General features: G+C 59.6%; 18 protein-coding genes. 6 read left to right on the top strand and 12 right to left on the bottom strand.

Annotated features, from left to right (window positions below; translation table 11 throughout):
- Nucleotides 1-7: 7 nt before the first annotated feature.
- From AC1RAC_RS00595 to AC1RAC_RS00610, 4 genes are read right to left on the bottom strand one after another with little or no spacing between them, the layout of a single operon-like run.
- The gene (locus AC1RAC_RS00595; RefSeq protein WP_034127453.1) at nucleotides 8-1,135 is read right to left on the bottom strand and encodes an acyl-CoA dehydrogenase; all 1,128 of its coding nucleotides are present in this window, start codon (nucleotides 1,133-1,135) and stop codon (nucleotides 8-10) included.
- A gap of 9 nt (nucleotides 1,136-1,144) precedes the next feature.
- On the bottom strand, nucleotides 1,145-2,329 hold the full coding sequence (locus tag AC1RAC_RS00600) for an acetyl-CoA C-acyltransferase (RefSeq protein WP_492616000.1): 1,185 nt from the start codon (nucleotides 2,327-2,329) through the stop codon (nucleotides 1,145-1,147).
- A gap of 12 nt (nucleotides 2,330-2,341) precedes the next feature.
- Nucleotides 2,342-3,109, bottom strand: coding sequence for an SDR family NAD(P)-dependent oxidoreductase (locus AC1RAC_RS00605; protein ID WP_492616001.1), 768 nt, complete (start codon nucleotides 3,107-3,109; stop codon nucleotides 2,342-2,344).
- Between the two features lie 21 nt (nucleotides 3,110-3,130).
- The gene (locus AC1RAC_RS00610; protein ID WP_197900558.1) at nucleotides 3,131-4,780 is read right to left on the bottom strand and encodes an AMP-binding protein; all 1,650 of its coding nucleotides are present in this window, start codon (nucleotides 4,778-4,780) and stop codon (nucleotides 3,131-3,133) included.
- A gap of 374 nt (nucleotides 4,781-5,154) precedes the next feature.
- On the opposite strand from AC1RAC_RS00610, the gene AC1RAC_RS00615 reads away from it, so the two are divergent.
- From AC1RAC_RS00615 to AC1RAC_RS00630, 4 genes are all read left to right on the top strand, one after another.
- Complete coding sequence (locus tag AC1RAC_RS00615; RefSeq protein ID WP_054919016.1) at nucleotides 5,155-6,048, top strand: bestrophin family protein; 894 nt, start codon at nucleotides 5,155-5,157, stop codon at nucleotides 6,046-6,048.
- 70 nt (nucleotides 6,049-6,118) lie between these two features.
- Nucleotides 6,119-7,177 carry a tetratricopeptide repeat protein gene (locus AC1RAC_RS00620; RefSeq protein WP_197900559.1) on the top strand — a complete coding sequence of 353 codons (1,059 nt, stop codon included), beginning with the start codon at nucleotides 6,119-6,121 and terminating at the stop codon, nucleotides 7,175-7,177.
- Nucleotides 7,178-7,383: 206 nt separating this feature from the next.
- A complete protein-coding gene (locus tag AC1RAC_RS00625) occupies nucleotides 7,384-8,883 on the top strand; it encodes an ATPase domain-containing protein (protein ID WP_034127457.1) in 1,500 nt (499 codons plus the stop codon).
- On the top strand, nucleotides 8,883-10,553 hold the full coding sequence (locus tag AC1RAC_RS00630; RefSeq protein WP_313043767.1) for an ATP-binding protein: 1,671 nt from the start codon (nucleotides 8,883-8,885) through the stop codon (nucleotides 10,551-10,553). The genes AC1RAC_RS00625 and AC1RAC_RS00630 overlap by 1 nt, the downstream gene beginning before the upstream one ends.
- A gap of 61 nt (nucleotides 10,554-10,614) precedes the next feature.
- Here the strand turns inward: AC1RAC_RS00630 and AC1RAC_RS00635 are convergent, their stop codons facing one another.
- From AC1RAC_RS00635 to AC1RAC_RS00655, 5 genes are all read right to left on the bottom strand, one after another.
- The gene (locus AC1RAC_RS00635) at nucleotides 10,615-10,992 is read right to left on the bottom strand and encodes a response regulator (protein ID WP_032897270.1); all 378 of its coding nucleotides are present in this window, start codon (nucleotides 10,990-10,992) and stop codon (nucleotides 10,615-10,617) included.
- Nucleotides 10,993-11,070: 78 nt separating this feature from the next.
- A complete protein-coding gene (locus AC1RAC_RS00640; protein WP_034127459.1) occupies nucleotides 11,071-12,264 on the bottom strand; it encodes a hybrid sensor histidine kinase/response regulator in 1,194 nt (397 codons plus the stop codon).
- The gene (locus AC1RAC_RS00645; RefSeq protein WP_054896518.1) at nucleotides 12,258-12,857 is read right to left on the bottom strand and encodes a chemotaxis protein CheB; all 600 of its coding nucleotides are present in this window, start codon (nucleotides 12,855-12,857) and stop codon (nucleotides 12,258-12,260) included. The genes AC1RAC_RS00640 and AC1RAC_RS00645 overlap by 7 nt, the downstream gene beginning before the upstream one ends.
- Nucleotides 12,854-13,684 (bottom strand): CheR family methyltransferase, encoded by an 831-nt coding sequence (locus tag AC1RAC_RS00650; protein WP_019817062.1) that lies wholly within the window; start codon nucleotides 13,682-13,684, stop codon nucleotides 12,854-12,856. Before AC1RAC_RS00650 ends, AC1RAC_RS00645 begins: the two co-directional genes overlap by 4 nt.
- Entirely contained in the window at nucleotides 13,685-17,182 is a 3,498-nt protein-coding gene (locus AC1RAC_RS00655; RefSeq protein WP_492616002.1) for a response regulator, read from the bottom strand. It abuts the gene before it with no gap.
- A 262-nt stretch (nucleotides 17,183-17,444) separates the two neighbouring features.
- Between AC1RAC_RS00655 and AC1RAC_RS00660 the strand changes: the two genes are divergently transcribed.
- The gene (locus AC1RAC_RS00660) at nucleotides 17,445-17,798 is read left to right on the top strand and encodes a response regulator (RefSeq protein ID WP_054896520.1); all 354 of its coding nucleotides are present in this window, start codon (nucleotides 17,445-17,447) and stop codon (nucleotides 17,796-17,798) included.
- 114 nt (nucleotides 17,799-17,912) lie between these two features.
- Nucleotides 17,913-19,313, top strand: coding sequence for a DUF1254 domain-containing protein (locus tag AC1RAC_RS00665; protein ID WP_054896521.1), 1,401 nt, complete (start codon nucleotides 17,913-17,915; stop codon nucleotides 19,311-19,313).
- A gap of 55 nt (nucleotides 19,314-19,368) precedes the next feature.
- On the opposite strand, the gene AC1RAC_RS00670 is transcribed toward AC1RAC_RS00665, so the two are convergent.
- The 3 genes from AC1RAC_RS00670 to idi all read right to left on the bottom strand — a co-directional run bounded on the left by AC1RAC_RS00670 (nucleotide 19,369) and on the right by idi (nucleotide 22,209).
- Complete coding sequence (locus AC1RAC_RS00670; protein ID WP_054896522.1) at nucleotides 19,369-20,040, bottom strand: DUF3313 domain-containing protein; 672 nt, start codon at nucleotides 20,038-20,040, stop codon at nucleotides 19,369-19,371.
- A 114-nt stretch (nucleotides 20,041-20,154) separates the two neighbouring features.
- Entirely contained in the window at nucleotides 20,155-21,513 is a 1,359-nt protein-coding gene (locus AC1RAC_RS00675) for a M10 family metallopeptidase C-terminal domain-containing protein (protein WP_054896523.1), read from the bottom strand.
- 126 nt (nucleotides 21,514-21,639) lie between these two features.
- Nucleotides 21,640-22,209 carry an isopentenyl-diphosphate Delta-isomerase gene (idi, locus tag AC1RAC_RS00680; protein WP_054896524.1) on the bottom strand — a complete coding sequence of 190 codons (570 nt, stop codon included), beginning with the start codon at nucleotides 22,207-22,209 and terminating at the stop codon, nucleotides 21,640-21,642.
- Between the last annotated feature and the right edge of the window lie 28 nt (nucleotides 22,210-22,237).

Raw genomic sequence — 22,237 nt, forward strand, 5'->3', positions numbered from 1 at the left:
CGGCTCCTTAAAGATTGCGTGAGATGACCATGCGTTGAATATCGCTGGTGCCTTCGTAAATCTGGCAGACCCGCACGTCGCGGTAGATCCGCTCAAGAGGGAAGTCGTTCAGGTAACCGTAACCGCCCAAGGTTTGCAAGGCGGCCGAGCAGACTTTCTCGGCCATTTCGGACGCAAACAGCTTGGCCATGGACGCTTCCACCAGCGCCGGCTTGCCACTGTCACGCAGGGCGGCGGCGTAATGCACCATCTGCCGGGCGACGGCGATCTGGGTGGCCATGTCGGCCAGGCGAAAGGCCACGGCCTGGTGTTCGATCAACGGCTTGCCAAAGCTTTCACGCTCACGGGCATAGTCGCGGGCCGCTTCGAAGGCGGCGCGGGCCATGCCCACCGACTGGGAGGCGATGCCCACGCGGCCACCTTCCAGGTTGGCCAAGGCGATTTTGTAACCCTCGCCCTCCTCGCCCAGACGGTTGGCCACCGGTACTTTCACGTCTTCAAACAGGATCTGGCAAGTGTCCGAGGCATGCTGCCCCAGCTTGTCTTCCACCCGGGCCACGGTATAACCGGGCGAATCGGTGGGCACAATAAACGCGCTGATTCCACGCTTGCCTGCGGCGGGGTCGGTGACCGCAAACACAATCACGATCCCGGCGTTTTGCCCGGAGGTGATGAACTGTTTGCAGCCGTTGAGTACATAGTGGTCGCCTTCAAGGCGCGCACGGGTTTTCAGGCTGCTGGCGTCGGAGCCGGCCTGGGGTTCGGTCAGCGCGAAGGCACCGAGCATGGCGCCGCTGGCCAGGGGCGTGAGGAACTGCTCTTTCTGCTGGTCATTGCCAAACTTGAGGATCGGTACGCAACCCACCGAGTTGTGCACGCTCATGATCGTGGAGCAGGCACCGTCGCCAGCGGCGATTTCTTCCAGGGCCATGGCGTAGGCAAGGTAGCCGGTGTCGCAACCGCCCCACTGTTCCGGGACCAGCATGCCGAAAAATCCCAGTTCGGCCATTTCCCCAATGGCCTCCTTGGGAAAACGATGCTCGCGGTCCCACTCGGCGGCGAAGGGTTTCAAACGTTCCTGGGCAAATTGCCGGGCGGCGTCGCTGATTTGCAGTTGTTCGTCATTGGGCAACATAGGTCATCCTCAATACAGGCATTCAACGGCCATGGCCGTGGCTTCACCGCCGCCAATGCAGATAGCGGCGACGCCACGCTTGAGGCCCTTCTGGCGCAGGGCCGCGAGCAACGTCACCAGGATGCGTGCGCCGGAGGCACCAATGGGGTGGCCCAATGCACAGGCACCACCATGCACGTTGACCTTGTCGTGGGGAATCTCCAGCTTGCTCATGGTGACCAGGCTGACCACGGCGAAGGCCTCGTTGATTTCGAACAGGTCCACCTCGTCGAGGCTCCAGCCGGTCTTGCTCATCAGTTTGCGAATCGCCCCCACCGGCGCCACCGGAAACAGCCCAGGCTCATCGGCAAACGCGGCGTGCCCGTGGATCACTGCCAACGGCTTGAGGCCGCGCTTGAGTGCCTCGAACTCACGCATCAGCAACAACGCCGCGGCGCCATCGGAGATCGAGCTGGAGTTGGCTGCCGTCACTGTACCGCCGTCACGGAACGCCGGTTTCAGGCTGGCAATCTTGTCCAGCTTGGCTTTCGGCGGTTGCTCATCGTGAAGGATGGTTTTTTGTTCCTTGCCCACGGTGACCTGCACCGGGACGATTTCACTGGCAAAGCTGCCGTGGGTGATGGCCTCTTGTGCGCGGGTCAGGGAAGCGATGGCAAACGCGTCCTGGGCTTCCCGGGTAAAACCATTGTGCTCGGCGCAGTCCTCGGCAAAGGTGCCCATCAGGCGCCCCTTGTCGTAAGCATCTTCGAGGCCGTCGAGGAACATATGGTCCAGCACCTTGCCGTGGCCCATGCGGTAGCCGCTGCGCGCACGATCCAGCAGGTACGGGGCGTTGGACATGCTTTCCATGCCGCCTGCGATCACCACATCCACGCTGCCAGCGCGCAGCGAGTCGTGGGCCAGAATCGTCGCTTCCATGCCGGAACCGCACATTTTGTTGAGGGTGGTGCAGCGCGTGCCCTTGTCCAGTCCGGCGCCCAGGGCAGCCTGGCGGGCAGGCGCCTGTCCAAGCCCGGCGGGCAGCACACAGCCAAACAGCACTTCGTCGACGGCATCGGTGGCGATACCGGCACGCTCGACCGCCGCACGAATGGCGGCTGCGCCCAGCTGCGGTGCGGTCAGGCTTTTGAGGTCGCCCTGGAAACCGCCCATGGGCGTGCGCACGGCGCTGACAATAACAATAGGGTCGTTCATGGCAATTGCTCCTTATTTGGCGGCCATGCGCAAGGCACCGTCGAGACGGATCACCTCGCCATTGAGCATGCTGTTTTCAACGATGTGGCGTACCAGCGCGGCATATTCGGCGGGCTTGCCCAGGCGTGGCGGGAACGGCACGCCGGCAGCCAGCGAGTTGCGGACTTCGTCGGTCATGCCGGCCATCATCGGGGTTTCGAAAATGCCCGGTGCAATGGTCATCACGCGGATACCAAAGCGCGCCAGTTCCCGTGCGGCAGGCAAGGTGAGGCTGGCGATCGCGCCCTTGGAGGCGGCGTACGCAGCCTGGCCGATCTGCCCATCGAATGCCGCCACCGAGGCGGTATTGATGATAACGCCGCGCTCGCCGTCGGCATTCGCCTCGGTTTCAGCGATAGCCGCAGCGGCCAGGCGCAACAGGTTGAAGCTGCCGACCAGGTTGACGTTGATCACCTGGGCAAAGCTTGCCAGGCCGTGCGGGCCATTCTTGCCGAGGATCTTCTCGCCGCGCACCACACCCGCGCAGTTGACCAGGCCATGCAAGCCACCAAAGGCCTCGACCGCTGCCTTCACCGCCGCTTCTGCAGCGGCTTCCTGGCTGATGTCTGCTACGGCACTGCGGGCGTTGTCGCCCAGTTGCTCGGCCTTGGCGGCCACGGCGTCAGCGTTCAAGTCCACCAGCATCACCTTGGCACCTGCGGCGACCAGCATTTCAGCCGTGGCCGCGCCGAGGCCTGACGCGCCGCCGCTGACCAGGAATACCTTGTTTTCAATCTGCATCGTTGTTTCCTTTTAAAGGGATCACGCCACGGCCGCCTGGGCCTTGGCTATTTCCTGATTGCGCAAAATAAAGCGTTGCAGCTTGCCGCTCGGGGTCTTGGGCAAGTCGCTGACAAATTCGATTTCCCGCGGGTACGCATGGGCGGCCAGGCGCTGACGCACATGCAGGCGCAACTCTTCAGCCAGCTCCGGGGTGGCACGGTATTGCTCACTGATCACCACAAAGGCTTTGACCAGCTCGGTGCGCTCCGGGCAAGGCTTGCCGACCACGGCAGCCTCGACCACCGCAGGGTGTTCCACCAACGCGCTTTCCACATCGAAGGGCCCCACGCGGTAGCCGGATGTAGTGATCACGTCGTCGCTGCGCCCGACAAAGCTGATGCTGCCGTCCGGGTTCAGCTCCACGGTGTCGCCGCTGAGGTAGTACTTGCCGACGAACGCGTTGGTTTTCACGCCGTCGTACCCGGCAAACCAGCACATAGGCGATTGCTCGCGGTCGATGGCAAGGATGCCGGGTTGGCCGGCTGGCAGCTCCTGATGGTTGTCATCCAGCACCACGATGCGATGCCCTGGCGAGGCAAAACCCGCCGAGCCGACATGCACCGGATGCGCCAAACCATGGTGATTGCACAGCACCATGCCCAGCTCGGTCTGGCCGTAATGGTCGTGGATGGTCACGCCCAGGTTGTCGGCGAACCAGCGGATCACCTCCGGGTTCAATGGCTCGCCGGCGCTGCTGACGATGCGCAGCTTGCCCTTGATCGAACGGGCGAACTGTTCGCCACCGGCAATCAACAGCCGATACGCCGTGGGCGAACCGGTCAGGTTGGTGATCGCGTATTTATTGATGACCCGGCAGGTGCTTTCCAAAGTGAACGGGCCATCGTAGAAGGTAATCGGGTGCCCCATGGACAACGGCCCGGTCACGCCGAAATAGATGCCATAGGCCCACCCAGGGTCGGCAACGTTCCAGAACGCGTCCTCGGGGCGCAAGTCCACGGCGTCGCGCATATAGCCCTGGAACGCGACGATGGCCTTGAGCGGTACCGACAGCGCCTTGGACGGGCCGGTGGTGCCGGAGGTGAACATCAGCAGGAACGGCTCCTCTGCGCCCAGCAGCACCGGCTCGCAGTGAGAAGAGTAATTGGGCAGTTCGGCCCAGAAGCTGTAGTCGCCCCGCACGATACCTTCGCCTTTGGCCCCGGCGACTGTGACGATGGTCGGGCAGTCGGCGACCTCCGCCAGCTTGGGACGGTTCACTGCATCGGTGACTACCAGCGCTGCGCCAGAGCTGTTCAAGCGATGTTCAATCGCCTTGGGTCCGAACGCGGTAAACAGCGGCTGATAGACCGCGCCGATGCGCCACGTTGCCAGCACGACCACCAACAATTCGGCAGTGCGAGGCAACAGGCCCGCCACTTTGTCACCGCGCTTGACGCCCTGGGCCAGCAGGAAGTTGGCGAAACGTGCGGCCTGCTCCTGCAGTTCGGTAAAGGTAGAGGTGGCGCTGCGCCCGTCCTTGCCTTCCCAGAACAACGCGATGCGCCCCGGCAGCGCGTGACGGTCACAGCATTCAACACAGGCATTGAGCGCCTGCAGATTGCCGGCCAGTGCGGCGTCGGCGGTATGCTGGTAATCAAACTCGGTAGTGGCAGCCAAATACTCACGCATCGCTTCCTATCCTTCTGTGTTTTTATTTTCAGGACGTTTACAACTCGATAAACCGCTGAAATAGTCGCTCCAGAGCGGCGCAGCGGCAATGGTCAAAGCCTTCAACTTGGCTGACTGGTTTGGCCAGTCCGTAGTGAACACGGGGGCTTTTTCGCTTTTCTGTGGGAGCGGGCTTGCCCGCGAAGGCGGTGGGTCAGTCACCCCGACTGTCACTGCACCACCGCTTTCGCAGGCAAGCCTGCTCCCACAGGGTTATGTACTGCCGGTTCACACGTTAGTCATTGAGTTGACTGATCAGACGGTCGATCCAAGTGATTGGACGCGATGCATAGCAGCTTCTAATCTGACAGCCTGCTCCGCCACAGAAGCCCTCCATGATCGTTCGCCCTAAACCCAACGTCCTGGGTATCCTGTTCTCCCTCAAAGGCTCCATTGCCAAGCGCATTGCCTGGCGCAGCCTGCTGGTCACGCTGTTGGCCTCGGTCATCGTGCTGGTGGAAACCCTGCACCCCGCCTATTTTTCCAAGGTCAACGCTACGCCCTTCACCTTGTTGGGCCTGTCACTGTCGATCTTCATGAGTTTTCGCAACAACGCCTGCTACGACCGTTGGTGGGAGGGCCGCAAGCAACTGGGGCAAATGGTCATTGACGTGCGCTCGCTGATTCGCGAGACCCAGGTGCTGGGGGACACCGCCGAGCGTGCTGGCCTGCTGCGCGGCCTGTGCGGTTTTGCCCATGGCTTGGTCGCGCATTTGCGCCATGAAGATCAAGCCCGGGCGATACACCCGTGGATCAGCGTGCCAGCGAGCCACCCCAACCTGCCGGACAGCGTGCTGCAAGCAGTCGGTGCGCGCTTTTCGGTCCTGGCACAACAGGGCGTGATCAGCGAATGGCGCTACACCCAACTGGAAGCCCGGCTGGTCAGCCTGAGCCAGGTGCAGGCGGCATGCGAGCGCATCAAGACCACACCACTGCCCTTTCCCTACACCCTGCTGTTGCACCGCACCATCTACCTGTTCTGCATCTTGCTGCCATTCGCCATGGCCGAGCCTCTTGGCTGGTTGACGCCAGTGTTCACCGCGATTGTCAGCTACACCTTCTTTGGCCTGGATGCGATTGGCGATGAATTGGAAGACCCCTTCGGCTTCGACGAAAACGACTTGCCGTGTGACGCTATCCTGCGGACATTGGAGCGCGAGATCCTCTCCGCCTTGGGTGAAGTCAACCTGCCGCCAGCGTTGGAGCCAGCGGACTACGTGCTGACCTGACGCGGGTTTGACACTCGCCTCGCACTGACCGAAGCTTGGAACTTTGCTGCCCAAGCTTTCGGACGCCTGCATGTCAAAGTCTCGCCGTTACTCCATCATCGGCCTGTGCGCCCTGTTGCTGATCGTACTGATCACCTGGTTTTTCTCCCGTACCCCGGCAGTGGCCGTCCCCCCGGCCATCGCCCATGGCTATTCCAAGGCCTTGAAGCAGGCGCATAATGGCGAGCCAGGCGCCGCACGTGTGTTGTACCAACAGCTCGGCCGGCCGGACCTGTCGCCCGAGCGCCGCGCCGCCTTGCACGCCGAGCTGCCCAATTACCCCAGCCCCCAGGCGTTGAAACTGGCCGATAAAGACCTGACCAATGAGTCAGCGCTGGTGCGCGAAGCCGCAATTCACAGCATCGTCGGCCTGGTGCCAACCGGCCAACGTACCTTACTGCTCGGCCCGGTGCTGGACGATCCGGAACAATCGGTGCGCTTTGCCGCCGCCAACGCCTTGCTCGGCTTGTCGCCCGATACCCTGGGTTTGTACTTTGGCCCACTGCAGCAGGTGCTCGACGAATTCGTGACAACGCTGAAGGCCCAGCCCGAAACGGCTGAAGGCTGGATTCAATTGGCGCGCCTGTACATCCACAGCGCCCTGCTGCCGGAGGCGCAAAACGCCCTGGAGCAGGCAATGCGCTTGCAGCCGGACAACCTGCAAGCGGTGGTATCGCAAATCGAACTGCTGGACAAACAAGGAAAGACTGACGAGTCGCGTCAACTGCTAGCCCGACAATTGGCTGCGCACCCCGAATCGGCCTACCTGCAACATGCTCTGGGCATGTGGCTGCTGCACCATGGCGAGCGGCCCTACGCCCTTCTCGGCTTGTCCAAGGCGGTGGAGCTTGCGCCGGACAACCCGGATTATCGCTACGACCTGGCCACGACCCTGCACGCCCAGGACGAAGTAGAGGCGGCCCAGCGCCAGTTGGAAGAAATCGTCCAGCGTCACCCCGCCAACCGCAAAGCCCGCGTGCTGCTGGTCAACTACTGGAAAGAGACCGGCCAGTTGCAGAACGTCCAAGTGCTGCTCGCTCAACTGGAGCAACAGAACCCGGATGATCCGGCGCTACAGCAGGGCCTGTAGGAGCGAGCTTGCTCGCGAAGATCGTTAACGATAACGCGGACTGCCTGGTTCACCGTGGCGCCCTTCAGATCTTCGCGAGCAAGCTCGCTCCTACACGGCTGCATTTCTTACAAAACGTTGAACCGCTACGTGCCACTACGGTCAAGTGAATATGGCGCGTCCCATTCGGCGTGCCCCTCTACTTGTACGTGACCTGAGGGCACTTCTTGAGTACATCCAAACAGCTGTTGAGTGAAAAGGCGGCCACCGGCGTCGAAGGTCTTGATGACATTCTTGCCGGGGGGCTATCGCGAAGCCACGTGTTTTTGCTCGAAGGCGAACCCGGCACCGGTAAAACCACCGTGGCCCTGCATTTTCTGCGGGCCGGTGCGCAGAACGGCGAACGTTGCTTATATATCACCCTGTCCGAAACCGAGCACGAACTGCGCCAGGGTGCCAAATCCCACGGCTGGGACTTGGATGAGCATATTCATATCTTCGAGCTGACCCCACCGGAAAGCCTGCTCAACGCCGATCACCAGCAAAGTCTGCTGTATTCCTCCGACCTGGAACTGGGTGAAGCCACCCGCCAGATCTTTGAAGTGGTAGAACGGGTCAAGCCGACCCGCGTGGTGGTCGACAGCCTGTCTGAGATCCGCCTTCTGGCGCAAAGCTCCTTGCGCTATCGCCGGCAGATCCTGGCGATCAAGCACTACTTCGTACGCTATGACGCCACCGTACTGCTGCTGGACGACCTGACCACCGAGTCACTGGATAAAACCGTGCACAGCGTGGCCCACGGCGTGATTCGCCTGGAAGAACTGACCCCCACCTACGGTGCCGAGCGTCGGCGTATCCGCGTAGTGAAATACCGTGGCCAGAAATACCGTGGCGGCTTTCATGATTTCACCATCATGGGCGACGGCATTCACGTGTTCCCGCGCCTCGTAGCGGCCGAGCATCGCGGTGGTTATAACCGTCAAACGTTGAGCAGTGGCATCGAGGAGTTGGACTCTTTGCTCGGCGGTGGTATCGAGACCGGCTCCAGCAGCCTGATTCTCGGCCCGGCGGGCACCGGCAAGTCGCTGATCTCGATGATCTTCGCCGCCGCCGCCGTGGCGCGAGGCGAAAAGGCTGCGCTGTTTATCTTCGATGAAGAACTGGGCCTGCTGTTCGAGCGCATGAAAAACATGGGCATTGATCTCGCCGCGCTACGGGACACCGGCAACCTGCTGATCGAACAGGTAGACGCCGCTGAACTCTCCCCCGGCGAATTTTCGCACCGGGTTCGTCGCTGCGTGGATGAGCGCGGCATCAAGACGGTGGTCATCGACAGTATCAACGGCTACCAGGCCGCCATGCCTGAAGAAAACGCGTTGATCCTGCATATGCATGAGCTGTTGCTGTACCTCAACCGCCGCGGTGCCGCGACCTTCATGACGGTGGCCCAGCACGGCCTGGTGGGCGACATGCAGACCCCGGTCGACATCACCTACCTGGCTGACACCGTGATCCTGCTGCGTTACTTCGAGGCTCTGGGCAAAGTTCGCCGGGCCATTTCGATCATCAAGAAAAGGACTGGCTCCCATGAGTCGACTATCCGCGAATATCGCATCGGCAGCCGTGGCATGACCGTGGGTGTTCCCCTGGATAACTTCCAGGGTGTGCTGCGCGGCATTCCAACCTATATGGGCGCCGGCTCCCCTCTGCTCAAGGATGAGGGCTAGTGCCGGCCCTCTCCCCCATCTCCGAGCGCGCCATCGTGCTGGCGCCCATGGGCCGCGATGGTTCATTGGCGCTGATGATGCTTAACGAAGCCGGCTACAGCGGGATCGTCGCCAGCAACCTGGGGCAAGTGTGCGAAGAACTGGCGCAAGGCGCCGGCCTGCTCATCATTGCCGCCGAGGCGCTGCGTGGCGTAGACCTTGAACCACTGCTCGAGCAATTGCACCAGCAGCCGGCGTGGTCCGACCTGCCGATCGTACTGATGACCCATCATGGCGGCAAAGAGCAGAACGGCTCCACCCGGCTCAGTGGCTTGCTGGGCAACGTGACGTTTCTGGAGCGGCCTTTCCACCCCATTACCCTGATCAGCCTGGTGAGCGCCGCGCTGCGCGGTCGGCGTCGCCAATACGAAGCACGGGACCGGTTGATTGACTTGAGCGAGAGTGAACTGCGGCTGCAGCGAACCCTGGAAACGCTTGAACAGCAAGTGGAAGAACGCACGGCTCAACTGCGCCACAACGAAGAGGCCTTGCGCCAGTCGCAGAAAATGGAAGCCGTCGGCCAGTTGACCGGCGGCATTGCCCATGACTTCAACAATATGCTCACGGGCATTATCGGCAGCCTGGAACTGCTGCGCAGGCGGGTATCCCGAGGCAAGCTGGATGACCTGGACAGCCTGATCGACCTGGGTGTGACCTCCGCCAATCGCGCGGCCAGCCTCACACACCGGTTGCTGGCGTTTTCGCGCCGACAATCGCTTGACTCCAAGCCCGTGCAGATCAATCAACTGGTGGCAGCCATGGGCGAGTTGCTGCAACGCAGCATCAACGAAAGCATCAACCTGGACATGCGTCTGAGCGATGCTTTGTGGACCGCTGAAGCCGACCCGAACCAGCTCGAAAGCGCCTTGCTCAACCTGGTGATCAACGCGCGCGACGCCATGCCCACGGGTGGCACGCTGACCGTGGAGACCACCAATCGCCACCTCGACAGTGTCTTTACCGCCGCCTACGGCACCTTGACCCCGGGCGACTACGTAGAGCTGAGTGTCAGCGACAACGGTTGCGGCATACCGCAACATCTGATGGGCCGCGTGTTCGATCCGTTTTTTACCACCAAACCCATCGGCCAAGGCACCGGTCTTGGGTTGTCGATGATCTACGGCTTCGCTCGTCAGTCTCGTGGGCATGTGACCATCCACAGCGAAGTCAACCAAGGCACGACGGTCAGCCTGTTTCTGCCGCGCTTCATCGGTGAGCCCCAGGCACAGGCGCCGCTCAACCCGACACTGCTGCCGTTTGCCAATGCTGGGGAAACGGTGTTGATTGTCGAGGATGACCCCGCGGTTCGGGTGCTGGTCAGCGCTGTGCTCAAAGAACTGGGGTATGGGTTTATCGAGGCTGGGGATGCGAATACGGCGGTGCCGATTATTGAATCCGAACAGCGCATTGACCTGATGATCAGCGATGTCGGCCTACCCGGTATGAACGGCCGGCAACTGGCGGAAATCGGCCGGCAGATTCGTCCTCAACTCAAGGTATTGTTCATCACCGGCTATGCCGAGCATGCCGCCGTGCGAGGGGGATTCCTGGATCCGGGCATGCAGTTGATCACCAAGCCGTTTACCTTCGATTTATTGACCGCCAAGGTCCGAGAAATGATCAGGGCCTGAGGCGGTCACGCCACCTAAAAAGAAGAGCGTCGAGATGCGCAGAGTCTCAAGTTGTGCGGTATTACGCCAATAACCGCTGGATATGCTCCTGCAGCGTATCCAGATCGAACGGCTTTGCCAGGATCGGCGCATTGCGCGTGATGGGGCTGTGGCAGTCCAGAATTTCCTGCGGGTACCCGCTGATAAAGATCACCTTCAGCTCCGGACGCAATTTGATTGCCGGCTCGGCAATTTGCACGCCCGAGATCCCACCCGGCAGGCGGTAATCGGTCACCATCAAGTCCAGGTGCGGTTTGGTCGCAAGGATTTCGAAGGCCTGCTCCCCGTCGATCGCCTTCAAGACCCGGTAGCCCAAGCCTGCCAGGTACTCGCCCAGCACAAACATAATGGATTCGTCGTCCTCGACGATCAGTACGACATCTTGTGCATCTTCACTCATGGGAAGCCTTTGTCCGGTCAATTGCTGCAGTTACGACCATGGGGTCACGCAGAGGTTGCGTCGGGGTGACGATTGATTTCACTCGGCCACTTCCAAAGGCAGGCATACCCGGAACAGGGCGCCCTCACCTATCTGACTCTCGACCTCAATCGTGCCGCCATGGGCCGCCACGATCTGCTCGGAAATAAACAGGCCCAGGCCCAGGCCGGCTGCGGAATGGTTGGCCGAAACCCGTTCGAACTGTTGGAAAATACGCTTCTGGTTCTCCTCGCTGATACCAATGCCATGGTCGCGTACCTCTACCCGCGCTTCGCCATGCTCGGTATACACCCGCACCTGCACCGGGCTCTTGGCTCCGTAGCGCAGGGCGTTGGTCAGCAGGTTGGTGATCACCTGCTCGATACGGAACTCATCCCAGCAGCCTTGCACCGGGCTTTCGGCCTGCAATTGCATGGACGACTCGGCGGCTGCCACTTGCGGCGCGAAGTTATCCACCAGGTTGCGTACCAGTTGCGCCAGGTCGATGCGTGCCGGGCGAATCGACAGCTTGCCGGTACGGATACGCGACACGTCGAGCATGTCCTCGATCAGGCGGATCAAGCTCTGGATCTGGCGCTCATCGCGGTCAACCATGGCGCGCATCTTGTCCAGGGTAAACGCCGCGGCGTTGTCCCGGGCCAGGTGCATCTTGCGCAGTTGGGTCTCCAGAATCAGCCCGTTGAGGGGCGTACGCACTTCGTGGGCGACAATCGACATGAAGTCGTCACGCATGCGCACCGCCTGTTCCAGCTCGGCCTGGGTGGCCTGCAGGCGCGTGAGCAACAGCTCCTGCTCACGGCGGCTGCGCTCCAGTTCTTCAACTTGCAGCTTCATCGCCTTGCTCTGCCGATACAGGTCGACGAACACATTGACCTTGCTCTTGACCGCATGGATATCCAGCGGCTTGTGCAGGAAGTCCACCGCGCCGCTTTCATATCCCTTGAAGGCGTAGTTGAGTTCGCGGCCAGCGGCGCTGACGAACACGATGGGGATGTTCTTGGTCTTTTCGGTGCCGCGCATCAGTTCGGCCAGTTCGAAACCGTTCATGCCAGGCATCTGCACGTCGAGGATCGCCATGGCGAATTCATGTTCCAGCAACAGGGACAACGCCTCGTCGGCACTCAATGCCTTGAAGACCTGGCGATCCTCACGCTTGATCAGCGCCTCGAGGGCCAGCAGGTTTTCCGGCAGATCGTCGACGATCAGCAGTTTGGCCTGGACAGTACTTAACATGGGAAGGGTTCCAGGGAAGCCAGCAATGAGCCGATTCGGCTCAAGGAAAGAATATGGTCAGGTGTGTGCAAGGCCAGAGCCGCCAGGGGCATGACGGCAATGCGTGCCTCTTGTGGGTCCTGCACGATGGTAATGCCACCCGATTGCTTGACGTGGGCCAGCCCGCTTGCGCCGTCCTGGTTGGCGCCAGTCAACAAAATGGCGAGCAGGCGCGGCCCATACACATCGGCCGCCGAGGAAAACAGGTAGTCGATGGCGGGTCTGGAATGGTGCACCCGGTCTTCCTGGCTCAGGGACAGGCTGCGGTCCTGCTCTACCGACAGGTGATAACCGGGCCCGGCAAAGTACAAGGTGCCCGCCTCCAGCGCTTCTTTGTCCCTCGCCTCCTTGACCGGGATGTTCAGGCGCCGGGCAAAGACTTCTGCCAGTTGGCTGCGGCGCTCGTCCGGCAGGTGCAGCACGGCAATGATCGGCAGCGCGAAGGTGCTCGGCAACTGGCCGAAAATACTCAGCAACGCCTCAACGCCGCCGGCGGACGCGCCGACGACGATGGCTTCGATCCCCGAAATCGGGGTGTCTGGCGCGTCGCTCATGATTTTCGGTAAATCCGTTCCTGCTTGACCAAGGGCTCGAATTGCTTGCTGTAGGCGGAAAAATCCAGGGTTTCCTTGCTGCCCAGCACCAAAAAGCCGCGATGACACAGCGACTCATGAAACAAGCCAAACGCTCGATCTTGCAATTTTTTATTGAAATAAATCAATACGTTACGACATGAAATTAATTGAGTTTCTGAGAATACGCTGTCGGTTGCCAGGCTGTGGTCGGCAAAGGTCACGTTCTCGCGCAATGTCTTGTCGAAGATCGCGTAATCGTAAGCCGCTGTGTAGTAGTCGGCAAATGAACGTTGCCCGCCGGCCTGCTGATAATTGGCGGTGTAGGCGCGCACGTTCTCCAGGGAAAAGATGCCCTGCTTGGCTTTATCCAGCGACGCGGGGTTGATGTCCGTGGCGTAGATGATGGTGCGTTCCAGCAAGCCTTCTTCACGCAGCAGGATGGCCATGGAGTACACCTCCTCGCCCGTGCTGCAGCCGGCAATCCAGATCTTGATCGACGGGTAGGTCTTGAGCAGCGGCACGACTTCCTGGCGAATCGCGAGGAAGTGCGACGGGTCGCGAAACATCTCGCTCACCGGAATGGTCAAGAATTGCAGCAACTGCATGAACGCGGCCGGGTCGTGCAACACGCGCTCTTGCAGTGCGGAAATGGTCGCACAGTCGAACTGACGCAAGGCATGGGCCACACGGCGTTTGACCGACGCGCCCGAGTAGTCGCGAAAGTCATAGCTGTACTTGAGGTAAATCGCCTCGATCAACAGGCGCAGCTCAATATCGCTGCTCTTATCCAAGAAACACTGCTCCACTTAAATGCGTTCCATCTTCGGTAGCCATACGCGAATCAGTGAGAACAGGCGGTCCAGGTCAATCGGCTTGGCCAGGTAATCGTTTGAGCCTGCTGCCAGGCAACGTTCCTGATCGTCCTTCATGGCCTTGGCCGTCACGGCAATGATTGGCAGTTTTTTCCAGCGTGGGTCCTGGCGGATCAAGGCGGTGGCCTCGTAACCGTCCATCTCCGGCATCATCACGTCCATCAGCACCAGGTCGATATCGTCCACTTCATTGAGCTTGTCGATGGCTTCCTGGCCGTTACGCCCGATCACCACCACAGCGCCTTTGTGCTCCAGGGCGCTGGTCAGGGCGAAGATATTGCGTACGTCGTCGTCCACCAACAGGATTTTGCGTCCTTCGAAGACCTTGTCGCGGCTGCGGGCGGTCTTGAGCATCCTCTGGCGGTCATGGGACAACTGGGATTCGACTTTGTGCAGAAACAGCGTGACTTCATCCAGCAGACGCTCAGGCGAGCGCGCGCCCTTGATGATGATCGAGCGTGAATACTTGCGCAGCTCGGCCTCTTCATCCCGGGTCAGGTTACGCCCGGTGTAGACGATTACTGGCGGGAACGAGCAGATGTCCTCGGTGGCCATGCGCTTGAGCAGCTCGTTGCCGAGCATGTCCGGCAGCTTGAGGTCGATGATCATGCAGTCGTAGATAGTGGTGCGCAGCAGGTCGAGGGCTTCCTGGGCAAAGCCTACGGCGGTGATCTCGATGTCATCGTCGCCGATCAGGCGGGCAATGCTGTCGCGCTGCAGGTCATCGTCTTCCACCAGCAGGATGCGCTTGACCTTCTGGGTCAACTTGGCTTCCAGGCGCGCAAACACGTCCTTGAGCTCTTCGCGGGTAGTGGGCTTGACGGCATAACCGATGGCGCCCATGTGCATGGCGGCTTCGACGCGGTCTTCCACGGAAATCACATGCACGGGGATATGGCGCGTGTTGGCGTGTTCCTTGAGGCGTTGCAGCACGGTCAGCCCGGAATGGTCTGGCAGGCGCATGTCCAGCAGGATCGCGTCGGGGATGTACTGCTCGGCAAGGCTATAGCCCTCGTCGGCACCGTGGGCTACCAGGCAGTGGTAACCCAGTTCGTGAGCGAGGTCGAACAGGATTCGCGCAAAATTCGGCTCGTCTTCCACCACCAGGATGCAGCGGGTGCTGAACGGTGCTTTTTCTCGGTCGTCGGCAAAGCGTGGGATCAGCTTGGCGTCGGCCACCGGCAATGGCGACACCTTGACGGGCGCCGGTGCCGGCGCGACCACCACTTGACGCGGTGGCTCGATCGGCGCTGCGTCCTCGTCGCGTTCGACATACTGTTCAGGCAGTACAAGCGTGAAAATACTGCCTTTGCCCGGTTCGCTGGTCACACTGATATAGCCGCCCAGCAAGGTGGCCAGGTCACGGGAAATCGACAAGCCCAGGCCAGTACCGCCGTAACGGCGATTGGTGGTTCCGTCGGCCTGGCGGAAGGCTTCGAAGATGCTTTCCTGCTGATCCGGGGCGATACCTATGCCGGAATCGCGCACGGTAAAGGCAATGCCCTCCCCCGGCGCGCGTGACACCGACAGGCTGACCTCGCCCTGTTCGGTGAACTTGATGGCGTTGGACAACAGGTTCTTGAGGATCTGCTCCAGGCGTTGGCGATCAGTAAACAGCAGGGTTGGCGAGCCTTGCTGCACGTCCACCTGGAAGCCCAGTTTGCGGTCCATTGCCAGCGGCTCGAACATGCCGCGCAGGCCATCCACCAGGCGTTCGACGCTAGCGTTTTCCGGGCGCACTTCCAGCTTGCCGGCTTCGACCTTGGAAATATCCAGGATGTCGTTGATCAGGTTGAGCAAGTCATTGCCGGCTGAATAGATCGATTCGGCAAACTTGACCTGCTCGGCGCTGAGGTTTTCCTGGGGGTTATCTGCCAGCAGTTTGGCCAGGATCAGCGAGCTGTTCAGCGGTGTGCGCAGCTCGTGAGACATGTTGGCAAGGAATTCGGACTTGTACTTGCTGGAACGCTGCAGCTCATCGGCGCGGTCTTCCAGCTCCAGTTGGGCCTGGTTCAGCTCGATGTTCTTGCGGTCCATGGCGTCGCGCTGTTCGGCCAGGGTCTGGGTCTGTTCGGCGAGTTGCTCGTTGGTCTGCTCCAGCTCAGCCTGCTGGGTTTCCAGGTGGGCCTGGGACTCCTTGAGGATGCGCGACTGTTCTTCCAGCTCTTCGTTGGCGGTCTTGAGCTCTTCCTGCTGTACTTGCAGTTCTTCGTTGAGCTGCTGGGTCTCGGCCAGCACTTCCTGCAAGCGCTGGCGATAGCGCGCGGCTTCGATGGAGGTGCCGATATTGCCGGCGATCAGTTCCAGCAGTTCGATATCACGCTCATCCAGCGGGCGCAGGAAACCCAGCTCGACCACGCCATTGACACGGTCATCATCGCTGGTTGGCACCACCAATACGCTGCGGGCGGCCCCTTCACCGAGGCCGGAACTGACCTTGAAGTAATCCACCGGCACATCGTCCAGGCGAATCAGGCGATCGCGCTGGGCGGCCTGCCCGACGATGCCTTCGTCGCTGTAGATCGACTGTTCCTGTTGTTCCTGCTCGCGGGAGAAGCCATACGTGGCCACACGCTTGAGGCCGCCGTGTTCTTCGCGCACGTACAGCGCCGCGACGGCCGAGCCCATGTACTGGGCGAAGAACTGCAGGATATTGCGTCCCAGCATGTTCAGGGTCAGTTGGCCCAGCACTTGCTCGGCCAGCTCGGTCTGGCCATTGCGCAGCCAGGCGGTTTGCTCCAGGCGCCGTGCAATCTTCTGTTGTGACGCGAGGTTTGCGCTGTAACTCTTTGAAAGTGAAATTAAATTCTTCCTGCCGATGTAGGCCAGAAAACCACTCAGCCCCAGTACAAACGCCAGGTACAACGTGACACTGATCACCGTCGTGCGGGTAACCTCTGCGTTACGGGTGATACGGAACTGTTGTTCCATCGCCACCGCGTCCTCATATTCCTTGCGAATTTCATCGGTGAGCCGCTTGCCCCGGCCCGCCTTGACCGCGCCCCGGTAATCACCGCTGTTGCGCTGCAGCTCAATCATCGACTGTGCGTAGTTGTTCCATTCGGTTTGCAAGGTTTCCAAGCGCTTGAGTCGGTCGACCTGCTGCGGGTTGTCGGCCACAAGATCCTGCAAATTGCGCAGGTCGGCAATGATCCGCGGCTTGGCCACTTCGTACGGATCAAGGAAGTGCTCGTCACCGGTGATCAGGAACCCGCGCATACCCGTTTCCAGGTCAACCGTCAGTTTGGACGTCTCATTGAGGTTGTTAATGACGCGGTCGGTGTGCTCCACCCACTGGATCACCGAGAGCAAATAGGTAATCAGGCAGACGAAAAACACCGCGCTGAGCACGCCCACGCCCAAGGGCAGGGCCACGTTACGGCTCAGCAAGGTACGAAAGCTTTTTTCATCGACGGACGACGCGGGTGTCATGGGCATGCCTTGGCCAAATGCGGGAAAACCGCAAGTTTGCCCGAATAACGTCGCTCAACGCTATGTTTGTGCGTTGATTGGCAGCGGATGCGGTCTAGCTCATGGCGCCTGCACCTTGGTGAGTCAGCACGCAAGCGGACGGGACTTTTTGCGCCGCTAAGGTCACAATGCCAGCAATTGCTTCGGAACTTGCTGGCATTGTTATTACTCACAATCTAGTTGCCTTTAAGCCCAGCGCTCTCACTGTTCAGGAAAGTCCACTATGTCTCACACCTCCACCATCCTTGTAGTCGAAGACGACGCCATCGTGCGCATGCTGATCGTCGATGTCCTCGAAGAGTTGGAGTTCACGGTGCTCGAAGCCGCGGATGCTGGGGAAGCACTGGCGCTAGTGCAAAATACCGACAAGATCATCGACCTGATGATGACCGACGTTGGCCTGCCCGACATGGACGGCAAACAACTGGCGAACAAAGTCCGCGAACTGCGCGCGACCCTGCCTATCCTGTTTGCCAGCGGCTATGCCGAAAACATTGATGTACCCGAGGGTATGGAGGTGATTGGCAAGCCGTTTTCGATCGATCAGTTGCGTGACAAAGTCAAATCCATGCTCTAACGCCCCTTCCCCATGGTCCTTTGCAGAGATTAACGTGACGACCGGCCAATAAAACAGGAAACTCAGCGCCTTCACGCCACGCTCTCAGATAGCACTCAGGAAGGACGCAACAACATGATTGGAAAACCGACGCGCCTGCTGTTGGCGAGCCTCTCGATACTCATGAGCTCCGGCGCCTGGGCTGACTTCACCGCAAGCCCCAGCGAAGCCAGGGCCATTGCCAAGGAAGCCTACTTGTACGGCTTCCCGGTGGTGCAGATGTACAAGACGCTCTACACCCAGGCCGTTGATAAAGGCGGTGCCCACTTCAAGGCGCCGTTCAACCGTATCGAAAACAGCGCCCAGGTGCTCACCCCCAAGGACAACGCAGTTACCACCCCGAACGTCGACACGCCCTACTCGTTCGTGTGGATGGACTTGCGCAAAGAGCCGCTGGTGCTGACCCTGCCCAAGATTGAAGACAACCGCTATTACTCGGTGCAGTTGATCGACCTCTATACGCAAAATTTCGCCTACCTGGGCACCCGCAGTACCGGCAATAACGGCGGCCACTACATGATCGCCGGGCCAGACTGGAAAGGTCAGCAGCCGGTGGACATCGACCGTGTGGTCTACAGCGAAAGCAACATCGCCTACGCCCTTTACCGCACTCAACTGTTTGACGACAAAGACCTGAGCAAGGTCAAGCAGATCCAGAGCGGCTACAAGGTGCAGGCGCTGAGCAGTTATGTGAAGCAACCCGCCCCCGCCAACGTGCCGAAGATCCAATGGCCCAAGCCGATGGCGACGATGACCGAAGGCCCGCAGCTGTTTCGCTACCTGAACTTCATGCTGGCCTTCGCCGCGCCCCAGGACAATGAAAAAGACCTGCTGGCGCGCTTTGCCAGGATCGGTATTGCGCCGGGCGCGCCGTTCAAAGTCAACCAGTTGACCGCCGAGCAGCGCAAGGCTCTGGAAGACGGCATCGCCGATGGCCGCGCAGAATTCGCCGCGTTCAAGAAGGCCAAGGTCGACACCCACCAAGTAACCGGCGCAGACCTGTACGGCAGCCGCGATCACCTGCAAAACAACTACCTGTACCGCTACGCCGGTGCCGAGCTGGGGATGTTCGGCAACTCCAGTGATGAAGCCGCGCACTTGAGCTACGTCATTGACAGCGAGGGCAAGCCGGCCAATGGTGCACGCCACAGCTACACCGTGCATTTTGCCAAGGATCAGTTGCCGCCGGCTGATGCGTTCTGGTCGCTGACGATGTATGACGCAAAGACCAAATTGCTGGTGCCGAATCACAAGAAGCGCTACCTGATCAACTCGCAGATGCTGCCCACCCTCAAGCTCGATGCCGATGGTGGCTTGACCCTGGCGCTGCAGCACCACGAACCTCCCAAGGCTGAGCAGAGCAACTGGTTGCCGGCCCCACCCGGCCCGTTTTACGCGGTCTTGCGCATTTACCTGCCCAAGCCTGAAGTTGGCAGCGGCCAGTGGAAGCTACCAGCGTTGACGCCGCTTAAATAAGCTCGGCGAATAAAAAAAGCGCGACGGGCGATGACCCGCCGCGCTTTTTTTTGACTCAGTGTTTTTTCAGTTTCACGTAGGACTGGTGCAGGTCTGACGCCCAACCGTCGATGACGCTTTTTACATCGTCGGCCTTCATCACTTGGGAGTCATTAGCCAGAGGCTTGCCGGTGCCTTTGCGCACCACTTGGGCCAGCACTTTATGAGTGGCGCCATCGATGAACTGCGCCTCGGTGCCCAGGGTGGTTTCCTGGTCGCGAATGCCGGTGCCCGTGCTCACTGCCGCAGCCACCAGGGCGACGGGAATAAACTCATATGGCTTGAGACTCTCGGTCTTGCTGCTCACGGCGGTAATCGCCGCTCTCACAACAATTACCCCTGGGCCTGGGGCATTGGCCACGGGCAGTGACTGACCCAGCTCGCGCTTGAGCGCCTGGTTGTAATAGTCATTGATGCCCCGCAACGTGCTCTCGGGAATTCGGGAAGTGGCCTGGGGCTTGGGGTAAAACTGGGTAGGCTCGATGTAGACCGCGGTGTAGCGGCTCAGGTCCAGCTGTGGATCAACCCAGCGCATCACCTCAGCCCCCGACGGTGACTTGGCTTCCTTGAGCTGGCTGTAGTTGGAAAGGAACCCTGAATATTCATTCGGTTGTACCACTTTGCTGGCGCAACCAACCAAACCGAGCGAGGCGACGCACACTGTGCCGATTATTAGCCTTAGCTTCATTAGTGAACTCCCTGGCGACCATCATCGTAAGAATGAGCTATAGGTATAGCCAATACTTGGGCAGCACACCTGATTTCGCTCGGCGCCAGCCAGTACATGCGTTAAACATTCAGGTCAGAAGCGGAAATCGGAATCCGCGATTCGCCCATATATGTTCACCATGAAGTCTTCTTTTTTGTCGCCATCGAAATCGAAACGCAAAAAGGTGAGATTATGGCTGCGATAATATTCGTGGGTGAAGGTGAGTCGAGGGTGGGCTGCGCGCAGGGCTGAAATATCCAATTTATCCTTGCCGCTGACGAAATCCATTATTACGGTGTTTGCGAAGCTGGCAGATGAGTCGTTCGCGCCGATAACGAAGGTATTTTTACCCGGCCCGCCTGTCAGCCGGTTAAAACCCGAGTTCGCCTTGACATAAAGAATGTCATCGCCCTCGCCGCCCTCCAGTTCGTTACCGACGTCATTGCCAATTAAAATGTCATTGCCCGCACCGCCAATAGCCCGTTCGATGGTGACGCCATTGGCGATCGAAACGTTGCCTAGGCCTCCCCCAACATTAGAGAAGCTGCCCGATTTCAAGTTGAGAACCTGATCTTGCCTGAAGGCGGAGAAATCGAAGGTGTCATTACCATCGGCGTCCCACACGCAAAACACCGGCAAGTCGTCGCTCGACTGCAGTTTGAATACGTCACGATCAGCATTGGAGTTAAAGCCATACGTCGTATCCCCGGTCCGCGTTTGGAGGTTCGCACCAAATTTATCTTGCGTGACTGCAATATCATCCATCATCAGCGCACTTGAATACTGAGTCTTATCACCATGGAACTTATTAAAGCGATGGTCTGAGCGGGTTTCCAGAAAAGGACTCCTTACCGTGTAAGCCGACGTATTTTCCGCGTAGTTGCTTCTCGATACTGCAGACGCTGGGTCAGGAAGACCTAATTTAAAGGCCACAGCCTTTGCAATGATGTGACGCCCAAAACTATTGGGTTTTACCAGCTCATCGGCATGGCGCTGGTTCAGCGATACCTGCACCTTGCCGGGCTCGTCATCGGACACGGGCGTATACCAGGGGGCCTGCCACTTGAAGCTACCGCCATCAACCTTGATCTGCATATGATGGGATTGTGCATTGACAGACTCTTTGAACCGAATATTTGCAGTATCGCTGAAATTATTCAGGGTCTCACGGATCACGCCTTTTTGTGCTTCTGTGAACTGGCTGGTCGTGCCCCCCGTTTCGGGACGATTGGCGAACTCATACGTCACCTCCGCAGGGTCCCCGGAACCCAGTGAACCGGCAAATCCGGCTGCACCTTTTGACCCTTTTAATACTTGGTCCATGGACAATGAAACTTGGCGATGTTTAATCTTATCGCCGCGGTCGTCAGCATGAGCAATTTCAACGACAGTCCTGTGTGCAACGCTGGTGGCGCATGCTCTTGCCAACGCAATGTTCGGATCAATATTCATGAGGTAGTCCTATGGGAACTTGGCATTTGTCTACTCGCCTGACGGCAGGCCGGCGACCTGCGTATCAGTGGTATTCCTACGCAAAACAGTTCCAAAAACTCACCTGGCAGCCGACGCCTATCTACCTCATGCTCCGCGACCCAGCGGTGGGAGCGTGGCCTCGGCCCTGGGCGCATCGAACGAAGGATGCTCTGATAGAAGGCGCTGCCACTGCATCCGAAACCAGGGCGTGAATGGCGCTCGGGGCTCTGCAAGCTGGGCCGTTATTTCGGCGCGGGTCAGCCACTTGATATCGCTGACTTCCTCTGGGACGGGCGAGACCTCAGCGTCAGATTGAGCAACCAGCACATGACAGAGTTCATGCTCGGCGCCGATCGAGCCAAACAAAGCATGATACTCAAAGTAATAGAGAGCTCGACACGAAGCCCAGACGCCTAGCTCTTCACGCAGACGACGAGAGGCGGCATCCAGAATAGTCTCTCCAGGTGCCGGATGACTGCAGCAGGCATTCGACCAGAAACCTGCCCAGAGCATTTTATCCGCCGCCCGACGCTGAAGCAGATGACGCCCACGGCTGTCAATCAAGTGCACTGAAAAAGCGCGATGAAGCTGCCCAGCTCCCAGGTGAGCATCGCGTTTATCGCACACGCCAATCTGTACATCCTGTGCGTCGACTAACACTACCTCGTGGATCATGCTGGATCTCCTTTTGTGCAATGAGGCG

The organism is Pseudomonas sp. GW823-FHT02F05, assembly GCF_058797315.1.

What these genes read in the sequence shown, in the direction of transcription:
- idi (WP_054896524.1), bottom strand. Translation starts at nt 22,209, where the DNA reads ATGATCCACGAGGTAGTGTTAGTCGACGCACAGGATGTACAGATTGGC.
- AC1RAC_RS00605 (WP_492616001.1), bottom strand. Translation starts at nt 3,109, where the DNA reads ATGCAGATTGAAAACAAGGTATTCCTGGTCAGCGGCGGCGCGTCAGGC.
- AC1RAC_RS00675 (WP_054896523.1), bottom strand. Translation starts at nt 21,513, where the DNA reads ATGAATATTGATCCGAACATTGCGTTGGCAAGAGCATGCGCCACCAGC.
- AC1RAC_RS00595 (WP_034127453.1), bottom strand. Translation starts at nt 1,135, where the DNA reads ATGTTGCCCAATGACGAACAACTGCAAATCAGCGACGCCGCCCGGCAA.
- AC1RAC_RS00640 (WP_034127459.1), bottom strand. Translation starts at nt 12,264, where the DNA reads ATGTTAAGTACTGTCCAGGCCAAACTGCTGATCGTCGACGATCTGCCG.
- AC1RAC_RS00635 (WP_032897270.1), bottom strand. Translation starts at nt 10,992, where the DNA reads ATGAGTGAAGATGCACAAGATGTCGTACTGATCGTCGAGGACGACGAA.
- AC1RAC_RS00655 (WP_492616002.1), bottom strand. Translation starts at nt 17,182, where the DNA reads ATGACACCCGCGTCGTCCGTCGATGAAAAAAGCTTTCGTACCTTGCTG.
- AC1RAC_RS00610 (WP_197900558.1), bottom strand. Translation starts at nt 4,780, where the DNA reads ATGCGTGAGTATTTGGCTGCCACTACCGAGTTTGATTACCAGCATACC.
- AC1RAC_RS00600 (WP_492616000.1), bottom strand. Translation starts at nt 2,329, where the DNA reads ATGAACGACCCTATTGTTATTGTCAGCGCCGTGCGCACGCCCATGGGC.
- AC1RAC_RS00665 (WP_054896521.1), top strand. Translation starts at nt 17,913, where the DNA reads ATGATTGGAAAACCGACGCGCCTGCTGTTGGCGAGCCTCTCGATACTC.
- AC1RAC_RS00660 (WP_054896520.1), top strand. Translation starts at nt 17,445, where the DNA reads ATGTCTCACACCTCCACCATCCTTGTAGTCGAAGACGACGCCATCGTG.
- AC1RAC_RS00615 (WP_054919016.1), top strand. Translation starts at nt 5,155, where the DNA reads ATGATCGTTCGCCCTAAACCCAACGTCCTGGGTATCCTGTTCTCCCTC.
- AC1RAC_RS00620 (WP_197900559.1), top strand. Translation starts at nt 6,119, where the DNA reads ATGTCAAAGTCTCGCCGTTACTCCATCATCGGCCTGTGCGCCCTGTTG.
- AC1RAC_RS00670 (WP_054896522.1), bottom strand. Translation starts at nt 20,040, where the DNA reads ATGAAGCTAAGGCTAATAATCGGCACAGTGTGCGTCGCCTCGCTCGGT.
- AC1RAC_RS00645 (WP_054896518.1), bottom strand. Translation starts at nt 12,857, where the DNA reads ATGAGCGACGCGCCAGACACCCCGATTTCGGGGATCGAAGCCATCGTC.